General features: G+C 68.2%; 10 protein-coding genes. 6 read left to right on the forward strand and 4 right to left on the reverse strand.

Annotated elements, in window-relative coordinates; all coding sequences use genetic code 11:
- Positions 1-265: 265 nt before the first annotated feature.
- The 4 genes from VT85_RS06680 (at position 266) to VT85_RS06695 (ending at position 5066) form a co-directional block, all read left to right on the forward strand.
- Positions 266-1414, forward strand: coding sequence for a glycosyltransferase family 2 protein (locus tag VT85_RS06680; RefSeq protein WP_068412363.1), 1149 nt, complete (start codon positions 266-268; stop codon positions 1412-1414).
- Positions 1393-2517, forward strand: coding sequence for a DUF362 domain-containing protein (locus VT85_RS06685; protein WP_068412364.1), 1125 nt, complete (start codon positions 1393-1395; stop codon positions 2515-2517). Before VT85_RS06680 ends, VT85_RS06685 begins: the two co-directional genes overlap by 22 nt.
- Before the next feature lie 29 nt (positions 2518-2546).
- Entirely contained in the window at positions 2547-3821 is a 1275-nt protein-coding gene (locus tag VT85_RS06690) for a glycosyltransferase family 4 protein (RefSeq protein WP_068412367.1), read from the forward strand.
- 63 nt (positions 3822-3884) lie between these two features.
- Positions 3885-5066, forward strand: coding sequence for a metallophosphoesterase (locus VT85_RS06695; RefSeq protein ID WP_156512714.1), 1182 nt, complete (start codon positions 3885-3887; stop codon positions 5064-5066).
- Positions 5067-5119: 53 nt separating this feature from the next.
- On the opposite strand, the gene VT85_RS06700 is transcribed toward VT85_RS06695, so the two are convergent.
- The 4 genes from VT85_RS06700 to VT85_RS06715 all read right to left on the reverse strand — a co-directional run bounded on the left by VT85_RS06700 (position 5120) and on the right by VT85_RS06715 (position 9177).
- Positions 5120-5878, reverse strand: coding sequence for a hypothetical protein (locus VT85_RS06700; protein WP_068412371.1), 759 nt, complete (start codon positions 5876-5878; stop codon positions 5120-5122).
- Between the two features lie 20 nt (positions 5879-5898).
- Positions 5899-6858: an alpha/beta hydrolase gene (locus VT85_RS06705; RefSeq protein ID WP_068421525.1), complete on the reverse strand. Its 960-nt coding sequence runs from the start codon at positions 6856-6858 to the stop codon at positions 5899-5901.
- A gap of 168 nt (positions 6859-7026) precedes the next feature.
- Positions 7027-7893, reverse strand: coding sequence for an ABC transporter ATP-binding protein (locus tag VT85_RS06710; protein ID WP_068412374.1), 867 nt, complete (start codon positions 7891-7893; stop codon positions 7027-7029).
- A gap of 153 nt (positions 7894-8046) precedes the next feature.
- On the reverse strand, positions 8047-9177 hold the full coding sequence (locus VT85_RS06715) for a Gfo/Idh/MocA family protein (protein WP_068412379.1): 1131 nt from the start codon (positions 9175-9177) through the stop codon (positions 8047-8049).
- A gap of 122 nt (positions 9178-9299) precedes the next feature.
- On the opposite strand from VT85_RS06715, the gene VT85_RS06720 reads away from it, so the two are divergent.
- A complete protein-coding gene (locus VT85_RS06720; protein WP_068412383.1) occupies positions 9300-10421 on the forward strand; it encodes a Gfo/Idh/MocA family protein in 1122 nt (373 codons plus the stop codon).
- Positions 10422-10553: 132 nt separating this feature from the next.
- The gene (locus tag VT85_RS27405; RefSeq protein ID WP_156512715.1) at positions 10554-11507 is read left to right on the forward strand and encodes a DUF6602 domain-containing protein; all 954 of its coding nucleotides are present in this window, start codon (positions 10554-10556) and stop codon (positions 11505-11507) included.
- Positions 11508-11514: the final 7 nt, after the last annotated feature.

The following is an 11514-nucleotide window of genomic DNA, read 5'->3' on the forward strand; positions in this document are numbered from 1 at the left end:
CCGGGCGAGGGCGCGACGCCACCGATGGACCACCCGCCTCCGCGCCGAGGTGCGGCAGGCCCGGTTGACAGGTTTCGAGGTTCCCGCTACATTCCCGCCGCACGTCGCGTCCGCAAGACGACGACGGCCGAAACGACACCCTGAACAGACATCCGGCGATTCGTCGCCCCGTCAGACGGCTGCGGTCAAGGCGCGTGCTCGGGCGATCCCAAGGATGGTGAACGCATTCCGGCACGTGTCAACTTTTGACGGGCGAGGGTGAATCATGGACGATGTCCCCGCCGGTCCGGCGAGCGCGGGGCCGGGGAGGCCGTCGCTCTCCGTCGTCGTTCCCGTCCACAACGGGGGCGTCGACTTCGAGCGATGCCTCCTCCGGCTTCGTGGATCGACCTGGACCGACTTCGAGCTGCTCGTCGTCGACGACGGCTCCACCGACGATTCGGGGCTCCTGGCCCGCCGCCACGGGGCTGTCGTGCTACGCCACGACCGCCCGCTGGGCCCCGCCGCCGCGCGCAACCTCGGCGCGGAGCAGGCGACCGGCGACCTGATCTTCTTCCTCGACGCCGACGTGGCCGTCCACTCGGACACGATCGAGCGCGGGATGGCGCGGTTCCTGGAGGACCCGGACCTCACGGCGCTCTTCGGCTCGTACGACGACCAGCCGCTGGCGCCGGGGCTGCTCAGCCGGTTCCGCAACCTGCTGCACCATTACGTCCACCAGCAGGGGGACTTCGTCCGCGACGCCCGGCCGGCGCACACGTTCTGGACCGGCTGCGGCATGATCCGCCGCGCGGCGTTCCAGGAGTTCGGCGGCTTCGACCCCCGCCTCTACGCCCGGCCGTCGATCGAGGACATCGAGCTGGGCTACCGCCTGACCCGCGCCGGACGCCGGATCGTCCTGGCCCGCGACGTCCAGGCGACCCACATGAAGCGCTGGACGCTGTTCGAGGTCGTCCGCACCGACATCTTTCGGCGCGGGGTGCCCTGGATGCTCCTGATCAAGCGGAGCGGAACCGTCGAGACCGACCTCAACGTCCAGCTCGGCCAGAAGCTGTCGGTCGCCGCCACGGGGGGGCTTTTGCTGGCCTCGGCCGCGATCCCGCTCTCGTCCTGGGCGGCACCCGTCGCGCTCGCCTTCGGCGTGGGGATCGCCGGGCTCAACCGGGACCTGTATCGGTTCCTCGGCCATCGACGCGGGCCGGCCTTCGCCGCGGGCTCGTTCCCCCTGCACCTGCTCTACTTCGTCTGCTGCGGCGTCTCGGTCGTGATCGCCCTGACCCGGTGGTACGCGCTCGACCGGACGACCCGCCCGGTCGCCGAAGGCCGCATCGATCGCGGCGGTCGACCCATTCCCTCGCCGGCGTTGGGCCGGCTGGCACGGAGGCTCCAGCGATGGACGACGCGATCAAGGTAGCCGTGGTCCAGGGAGACCGCCGACGCGGGGCCGTGGCGCAGGCGCTCGCCCTGATCGCCGACGACGTCCGCGCCGTCGTGCAGCCTTACGGGACCGCCGCCATCGTCCCGACGCTCGACGAGCTGGGACGCGACTGGGCCTCGACCGACCGCGACACGCTCTCGGCGACCACCGACGCCCTGCTCGCCGCCGGGGCCGACGCGCTCGACGTCGTCGCGAGCAAGGCCGACGCCAGGCCGTCGGCCTCCCGTTGTTTCGAAAGCCTGGGCTATCTCGCCGAGACTCACGGCCGCCCCGTCGCGTATCACGACCTCGACGCCGAGCCCGACGCCTGGGCCGCCCGCGACGCGGTCGTCGGCGGCCGCACGGAAAGCCTGCGGGTCTCGTCGCGGTTCGCCGCCTCGGGCTGTCGGGTCTCGCTGGGGATCGCGCGGACGGACGAGACGTTCCGGCTCGGATTGTCCCTGCCCGCCCTGGCGGCGATCCTGCACCGCGACGACCGCTGGGAGTTCGAACGGGCGATGCTCGCGAGGCGACTGCCGAGGCGGCTCGTCCCGGCGTGCAGCCTGCTGGAGACCTGGCGGGGCCGGCTGGCGCGGGCGTGGCTGTCGGTGCGCTCGGTCGGCGGCGGGATGCGACTGACCGGGGCCGAGCGCCGGAGCCTGGACCGGATCGAACGCGCCACCGGTCGACTCTCAGCCCTGGCGACGATCGCGCCTCCCCGGCTCAGCCTGATCGACGGCTTCTCCGGCATGCATGGCCAGGCGCCGAGGCTGGGGACGAGGCTCCGGCTGGGGACGGTGATCGCGGGCACGGACCCGGTCGCGGTCGACGCCGTCGCCGCCGCGATCATGGGCTTCGACCCGCTGGAGGTCGCTTACCTCCGCCGTGCCCAGGCGGCCGGGCTTGGGGTATCGGACCTGGCCGCGATCACGATCGTGGGCGAGCCCTGGTCGCAGGTCCGCCGCAAGTGCCGACGCCACGCCGCCGATCGACTGCTCCGGCTCGTTTCGGGCTCGATCGGCCCCGAAGCGGGCGCCGGCCCCGGCCCGCATTTCCGCTCCCGCCGCAAGTCGAGATCGCGCCGGTCGACCCGCGCCTGAGAGCGACCGAGCCCTGGAGCCCCCCGAAGATGCGACTTGGTTTCGACGGAACCTGCCTGGCGAACCGCCGGGGATTCGGCCGGTTCGCCCGTCGCCTGCTCGCGGCCGTCGCCCCTCGCGCCGTCGATCGCGGACACGAGGTCGTCGTCGTGATCGACGGCCCCTCCGCGGCGACCGTCGAACTCCCCGAGGGAGTCGAACCGATCGTCGTGGGCGTGCGCGAATCCCCCAGCGCGGCGGCCTCGGCGCGGGGACGGCGCGGGCTGCTCGACATGCTGGCGATGGGCCGGGCCGTCTCGCGGGCGAAGCTCGACCTGATGTACTTCCCGGCCACCTACAGCTTCTACCCGGTCTGGGGCGTCCCCCGGGTCGTGGTCACGATGCACGACACGCTGACCCTGGAACACCCGGAGTTGGTCTTCCCGACCCGTCGCGGGCGGGCCGCCTGGACGCTGAAGGAGTGGGTCGCAAGGCGTTCGTCGGACCGGATCGTGACCGTCTCGGAGACCTCGAAGCGCTACCTGATGGATCGCCTGGGGCTGGACGCCGACCGCCTGCGGATCGTCGGCGAGGCGGCCGACCCCGCGTTCCGGCCGCTGCGCGACGAGGCCCGCGCGGACGAGGCGCTGGGGCGGTACGGCGTCCCGGCCGGGTCCCGGTTCCTGCTCTACGTCGGCGGCCTCAGCCCGCACAAGAACCTCCTGAGGCTCGTCGAGGCGTTCGCGGCAGCGACCCCGGACGACGTGCTCCTCGTCCTGACGGGCGACTTCCAGGATGTCTTCCACACACACGTCCCGGAGATCCGAGGCGCGATCGCCCGGCTGGGCCTGGAGGGCCGGGTCCTGCTGCCGGGGTTCGTCCCCGACGAGGACCTCGTCGCCCTCTACAGCCGGACGTACGCCCTGGTCTTCCCTTCGCTCCTGGAAGGTTTCGGCCTGCCGGCGGTCGAGGCCATGGCCTGCGGCGCGCCGGTGGTCGCCAGCCGGGCGGGCTCGCTCCCCGAGGTCGTCGGCGACGCGGGACTTTTCTTCGACCCGCTCGACGTGCCCGACATGGCCGCCGCGCTCGACGCGATCCTCCGCGATCCGGACCTCCGCGACGCGCTCGCGGCCAGGGCCCTCCGACGCTCGGCTACCTTCGACTGGGACCGCTCCGCGACGGCCCTGCTCGCCTGCTTCGAAGAACTCGCCCCCCGGGGCTCCTCGTCGCGAACGACGCGTGGCGTGCGGGCGACGGGAGAGGAACTGGGGTTGAACGAAACCGCTCGGGATGCGCATCTAAACGATCGAAGGAGCCGGGAGTGAAAGCCGCGCCGACCTGATCGGCCGTGAGCCAGGATCGTTGTAAACCTCATGGAGTCCACCGCTTTGGTCCCAACCCTCTTGTTCTACGCGGCGTTCGCGATCGGCGAGGCGGTCTGCCTGGCCGTTGCGGTGAACGTCACGCACGGCTACCCGTGGAGGGTCCGCTGGGTCGAGAAGGCGACGCTGATCATCCTCGCGGCCTGCGGCGTGGTCTCGTTCGAGCTGACGCGCCGCTACTGGCTCGTCCCGGTCTCGGAATGGCCCACCTTGCTGGTCGGCTTCGCCGTCGCCTGCTGCCTGGCGGCGCTCGTCGGCCTGCCGCTGGCGACGTACGCCCGGTCGCGACGCTCGCGAAGCTGGCGGGAGATCCCTCGCGAACGCCGGGACGCCCTCCAGGACGCCCCCCGTCACGAGTTCATCGGCGACGGCCCGCGCTCCTGGATGCTGAAGCTGCCGGGGAACACCTCGCTCCACCTGGAAACCCACGACTGGTCGGTGACGCTCCCCCAGCTCCCGGCCGAGATGGACGGGATCTCGATCCTCCACCTGACCGACCTGCACTTCTCGCGAGCCTACGACCGTCGCTACTTCGAGGCGGTCTGCGACGTCGCCTCCGACATGCCGGCGGACTTGGTCTTCGTGACCGGCGACCTGATCGACGACTCGGAATGCATCGAGTGGATCGCGCCCTTGCTCGAGCGCCTGCCGGGCCCGCTGGGTCGGTTCGCGATCCTCGGCAACCACGACCATCATCACGACATGGAGCGGATCGCCGCCGCCGTGGCCGACGGCGGCTTCACGGTCCTCGACGGCGAGGTCGCCACGATCGACCTGAACGGCCGCAAGCTGGCCGTCGGCGGTACGTGCGCGCCCTGGGGGCCCGACATCCCCGACGCCGCCATCCCCCCCGCCGACTTCTCGATGCTCCTGAGCCACACGCCGGACCGGGTTTACCGGGCGGCCCGCCAGGGCTGGGACTTCATCCTCTCGGGCCACAACCACGGCGGCCAGATTCGCCTCCCGGTGGTCGGGCCGATCCTCATGCCCAGCGTGTACAGCCGACGCTTCGAGCACGGCTTCTTCCGGGTCTCCCCCTCGCTGATGTACGTCAGCCAGGGGGTCGGGGCCAAGCACCCGATCCGGTACGGCTGCACGCCGGAGATCAGCCGGTTCACGCTCGTCCGCGCCGCAGCCCAGGCGCCCCGCGACCAGGCCGCGCCCCAGCGGGCCTGGGTCGGAAGGTGAACGCGTCCGCCCGCCGAAGCCTCGCCCGGCCGAGCGGCTCCCGCCCCTGGGGGTCAGGCTTCTGGACGATGCTTCGGCGACAGCACCATCACCTCGACGGGCGCCTCGCCCTCGAAGGTGAAGCGCAAGCTGAAGTCGGGGCCGTCGTAGCGAATCCAGTCGGGGATGCGTCCGTATTGAGGATGGTCTCCCCCACCGACGGCGCTGGGCGGGCCGAGGACGCGAAGAACGTCGCACTTCGAGGAATCGAGGGTCAGGCCGTCGACGCCCGAATTGCGCATGACCTGGAGAGCGACCGGAAAGGTGAGCGAGCGGGGCGACGCCACCCGCAGATCATGCCACGTCACCCCCTCGGGGATGATCTCGGGACGCTCGACGTCGAAGGAGATCGGGAACCCGCGCTGGACGATCGGCCGGACTCGGGCGCGGAAGTCCTCGTAGATCAACCAATCGGCGTCGTAGTCGTCCTGATGCTCGACGAGTCTTCTGAGGACCGGCTCGATCTCCGGCCAGAGGGGACGGATCTCGTCGGGTTCATGCTCCGATTTGTAGTCCATCAGTGAGAGGAAACAACTTGCGGCGTCCGAATCGCCACGGGAGGCGTCGGAGGTCAGATATCCCATGTACGCCTTCAGATAGAAACCGAAGACGCGACTCGGCATGAACATCACGTCCTCCTGGTAGCGGAGGGCGTTCTCCTCGAAGAGCCGCACGGCCTCGTCGTAGGACTTCCCCTGGAAGTTCTTGTACGCCCACTCCGTGTCGAGGTCCCACGCCTCGCTCCGCCAGTCGGCTTCGGTCGGGATGTTCATGCCGGTCGAAGTCCTTCCCGTCAGGGCTGCCGCGTCGGGGTCGCGGCCGGACCGGCCTTGAGGTGCTCGTCGAACCAGTCCGCGAACAGGAGCAGATCCTTGTCCAGGCCCGGCCAGCCGTGGTCGGCACCCGGACGGACGATGAGCTTGTTCGCGACCCCGGTCTCCTTCAGCTTCGCCGCGAAGGTCTCGGACTGCTGGACCGGGACCAGGGCGTCGGCGTCGCCGTGGATGAGGAGGACCGGCGGGTCGTCGGCGGTGACGTGGGTGATCGGCGACATCGACCGGGTGATCTCCCGCAGCCTGGCCTCGTCGGTGATCGGCGCCCACATCCGCGTCGCCTCGTCGAGTTCGTGATAATCGAACGCGGCGCGGAACGGGGGCTGGTGCTGCATCGGCCGGATCATCTCCTTGCCCGCCGCGCCGAAGTTCAGAAGATCGGTCGGCGGGAAGAAGCAGGCGACGGCCGCGACCCGGCTCGATTCGCGATCGACCGGGTCCGCCGCCTCGGGATTCCCCGGCCTTCCCGCGACGCCTAGCATCAGCGAGAGATGACCGCCGGCCGACGCCCCGAAGACCCCGAGCCGATCCGGCGCGACGCCGAACTCGGACGCGTGGGCGCGGATGTAGCGCACGGCGCGGTTCACGTCCTCGACGATCTCGTTCACCTGATATCGGGGCTGGCTGCCGTGCACCACGGCGAAGACGGTATAGCCCCGATCGAGGAACGGCGCGAGGAAGTTCGGCTGGATCATCTCGTGCGATGAGAAGAACCCGCCGCTCGCCATGAAGATCACGCCGGTCCCGTTCGCCTTGGATTTCGGCGTGAAGACGTCCATCGTGAGCGCCGAGCCGTACTTCCTCCCGTAGACGACGTCCTCCTTGCGATCATACGCCGCATCGTCGGCGCGCGCGGCCGGCGACGGGGCGAGGGCGGTCGCGAGAAGGACGGCGGAAATCAGCGATGCGCGTGGAGTCATGAGCGGTCGTCTCCCGGCCTGGATCGTCGTCGAAGGTTCCATCTCGGTACGCGAGGGCGCCGACCCCAGTCCTGGGGCCTCCCGCCGGCGCGTGGCCTCCAGCATCGAGGTCGTAAGCGGGCGGGTCAAGCGCCGCGATCGGCGCCGCCTCGCGCGGGATGGGGTGAGTCAGTCCGCGCCGCCGGCCGAGAGCAGCGAGCTCCACGCGCCGGGGCTCACGCGCGAGTAGTAGCGGCCGTCGGCCCGGACGACTTCCAGGGGGCACTGGTAGACCTCGGAGAGCAGGTCCGAGCGCAGCACCGACTCGGGGTCTCCCTCGGCCGCGACTCGACCGTCCTGGAGCACCAGGACCCGCGAGACGGCGGGGGGAAGCTCCTCCAGGTGGTGCGTGATGAGGACCACGGTCGGCGGGTCGTCCTGATCGTGGAGCGACTGGATCGTGGCGAGGACCTGCTCGCGGGCCAGGAGGTCGAGGCCCGAGGTCGGCTCATCCAGCAGCAGCAGGCGGGGCTTGCGGACCATCGCTCGGGCCATCAGGCAGCGGATGCGTTCGCCGCTGCTCAGGTTCTGATAGGGCGTCTTCATCACCGCGCGGAGGCCGACCGTGGCCAGCAACCGCTCGGCCTCGGCGCGGATCTCTGCGGTCGCCTCGCGGTAGAGCCCGACCGTCCCGAACGCGCCGGTCTCGGCGACTTCCAGGGCCGACATCTCCGGGTCCGGCTCCGCCATCCCCGTCGGCTGGACCAGCCGCAGCGACTCGCGAAGCTCGTGGAGGTTCACCGAGCCGAACGCCTCGCCGAGCACCGACACGGTCCCTTCGGTGGGCCAGAGATAGCCCGAGACGACCCGGGTCAGCGTGCTCTTGCCGCAGCCGTTGGGGCCGAGCACCGCGACGCACGCCCCCGCAGGAACGTTCCAGTCCACGTCCTTGAGGATCCACCGCCCCTGGCGATAGACGCCGACGCCCCGCGCCCGGACGGCGAGGGATTCGGGAGTCGATTCGTCGAGGCCCTGCGGACGGGCGGCTTGATCCATGAGAAGGGGCTCGCTGCGGTGCGGAACGGTTCGATTCGGCGGCCGGGGGCCGACGTCGGGAAAACGAACCCGCGCGCCGGACGGCCGGCGCGCGGGCTTCGAGCAAGAATTCGGCTGAGTGCGAGGAGGCCAGGGCGGGGCGGCCTCCCGAGCTCAGAACGTCGGGATCGTCAGCCGTTCGCCGCCCTTCATGGCGGACTCGTGGGCGCAGAGGCCGACCATCGTCCAGTTGGCGGAGGTCTCGGCGTCCGGCAGGGGGGCGCGTTCGCCCTTCACGGCGCTCAGGAAGGCGTGGACCAGGTGCGGGTGCGAGCCGCCGTGGCCGCCGCCTTGCAGGAACGAGAGGTGGTCGGCGTCCTGGATGGCGGCCGGCTGGGTGAACCTTTGGATGCCCTCCGGGAGCAGACGCGCGTAATCCGGCACCTTCACCCGTTTGGCGATCTCGGGCTCGGCCAGCGGGGCTTCGGGGGTGCTCTTGGTGTGGATCACCGGGTCTTCGCCCTCGACCTGCTGCCACTCGAACGACTTGCGGCTGCCGGTGGCGTCGAAGCTCTCGCGATACTGCCGGGCCGTGTCGAAGAGGCTGCGGGTCACCTCGGCGACGACGTCGCTGTCCTTGATCGTGAACGTGGCGGACTCGACCGCGAACGGGCTGTCGTACTTGGCGACAAGGTCCTCGCGGATCCGTCCCGAGCCGTGGCAGACGACGCTCTCGGCGTGCTTGCCCAGGAGCGCCAGGCAGGGGCTGACGCAGTGGGTGGCGTACCACATCGGGGGCAGGCCGGGCCAGTACTCGGGCCAGCCGTCCATGTCTTGCTGGTGGCTGCCGCGGAGAAACTGCAAGCGGCCGAGCTCGCCCTTCTCGTAGAGTTCCTTCACGAACAGGTATTCGCGGCTGTAGACGACGGTCTCCATCATCATGTAGACCTTGCCGCTGGACCGCTGGGCCTCGACGACCTTCTTGCAGTCCTCGATGCTGGTCGCCATCGGCACCGTGCAGGCGACGTGCTTGCCGGCGTTCAGGGCCTCGATCGACATCCAGGCGTGGTCCGGGATCGGCGAGTTGATGTGGACCGCATCGATGTTCGGGTCTTTCAGAAGCTCGCGATAGTCCGTGTAGCGGCCCTTGATCCCGTACTTCTCCCCGACCTCTTCCAGCCCCTTCGGATCGCGCCGGCAGACGGCGGACATCTCGGCCCCGGGGTAATTCTGGTAGATCGGGATAAACTCGGCCCCGAAGCCGAGGCCGATGATCGCCACACGGATGGGCTTGTCGCTCGCCATCGTCGATGATCCCCTAATTGTCGTCGCGGTTCGACCCGATCGGGAGTGGACTCCCTGCGGAGTAAGGTGCAGGATAGTGGGCCTCGAAGTCGAAGGCAAGCGTACCGCGAGGATTGATCCCGATGGCCGAGTTCTCCGCATCCAAACCCGTCCGCGTGGGCTTCATCGGCCTCGGAGCCGTGACCGCGTACCACCACCTGCCGGGCCTGCTCCTGGACCCCCGAGCCAGGCTGACGGCGATCTGCGACGCCGACCCCGCCCTCCTTGAGAAGCGCAAGGTCGAATGGGGGGTGGACCGCGCGACGACCGATCCGCTGGCCCTCTGCCGCGACGACGCCGTCGACGCCGTGATCATCGCCACCCCCAACGACACCCACCGGCCGATCGCCGTCGCCGCCGCCGAGGCCGGCAAGCACGTCATGGCCGAGAAGCCGCTGGGCCTCAACGCCCGCGAGGTCGGCGACATGTACGAGGCCGCACGCGACGCGGGCGTCGTCCACATGACGGCCTTCACCTATCGCTTCGCCCCGGCCATGCGCTACTTGCGAACCCTGGTGAAGTCCGGCGCGATCGGCGAGCCCCGCCACTTCCGCTCCCAACGGTTCCTCGACTGGCCCGAGACGAGCTGGGGATGGCGGCAGTACAAGGAACGCGCGGGGGCCGGCGACCTGTTCGACATGACCATCCACCGCATCGACTTCGCCATCGACCTGATCGGCCCGATCCAACGGGTCTGCGGCGCCGTCGCCCGCTTCGCCCCCCGCGACAGGACCGTCGACGGCAAGCCCTGCGAGCCCTCGAACGTCGACGACTGGTCGTCGCTCATCGGCGAGTTCGCATCGGGCGCGACCGGCGTCTGGGAGGGGACGACGCTCGCCAAGGGCTACCATCGCGACGGCTTCGGCCACGAGTGGGCCGAGATCAACGGCTCCGAGGCCTCGGTGGTCTACCGCCTCCACGAGCCCAACGTCATCCTCCTGGGCAAGACCGGCAGCGACCTCGCCCCCGTCCCCGTCCCGGACGAGTTCCTCAAGCCCGCCGGCAGCCCGCGCGACCCCGCCGACGGCGCCCCGGCCACCGTTTTCCGCTACGACCTGATGTGGGAGTTCATCTCCGCCATCGTCGAAGGCCGCCCCGCCGTCCCCGACTTCCGCGACGGCCTCAACGCCCAGATCGTCGCCGACGCCGTCCTCGACTCCCACCGCCGCCGCGCCTGGGTCGACACCCCCACCGCGACGGCGTAAGGATATTCCAAGCGTAGTCACAACACCAAGCCTGCACAGAACGGAATCACACCATCCAAACAAGAACGCAATCACAGCCCAACCGTTGAACTGCTCGAAATTCAAAACCAAAGCTGGGAGGACTCAATCAGAATGCGAGACAACCAGGATCCACCAGACAATGAGAAGTTCCCGCGAGTTCAGTTTATCGAATACTGGCACAGCTTGGCCCAGGAGATACTAGAGGCACGCGTCAAGTCGCGGTTGATACACGCGACAACTAATATTGACGCCTCTGGAGATGAGATCGAGGAGGCCGTCAGGTCTGCGATCAGGCGAAAATTGCCATTGAGATTTCATATTGGACATGGACATATCGTCGACAACAGAGGAAACGTAAGCCCTCAGTACGACATAATTATCTCCGACAGAGACAGCCACCCAATTCTCTTCGAAACCCAGAATGGAACGACATATTATACTTACGAGTCAGTCTACGCGATCGGAGAAATTAAATCCACATACTACAACGCAAAAAAGGAGATACAAAAATTCTGCGACAACATTCGCGGCATGAGATCAAGACTCTGGCGCCCTCGAGTGCCGTTCCACGATTCGCTTTCGGGCGAACGACTTAAAGCGGCTACTCGGAATACCGTAGGAATAGGCTACTACGACGTCACGGCCTTTTACGGGAACCCGCTTTTCACCTTCATGTTTTTTGTGAATGCTAACGACTTCTCACCCAGTCAAGTCGCAAGCCTATACAACTTGACACCCTTGAGCGAGCTTCCCAATGTGGTCTGTCTTCTTAGCGAGGGATTGATACTAAATACATACTATTTTAAAAGAGATGACGGCACAGCACTTCCAGTACACATTAATAGTATTCCCGAGTTTATCAACACAGCGCCATCGCCTAACGTGGGATATGCATGGTTGCTCGCGAAAATCGGGAAGGCGCCACATCGAGCTGGAGGAAACTTATCAATGTTTATGCACAATCTATTCGCTCACCTTATCAGCTGCAAGCTTTCAAAACCAAATCTTACGCACTACACATTAAACACGATGCCCGACCACGAGTATGAAGGAATCAGCGATTAGTTCATCG

This window comes from Planctomyces sp. SH-PL62, assembly GCF_001610895.1.
Lineage (GTDB): Bacteria > Planctomycetota > Planctomycetia > Isosphaerales > Isosphaeraceae > Paludisphaera.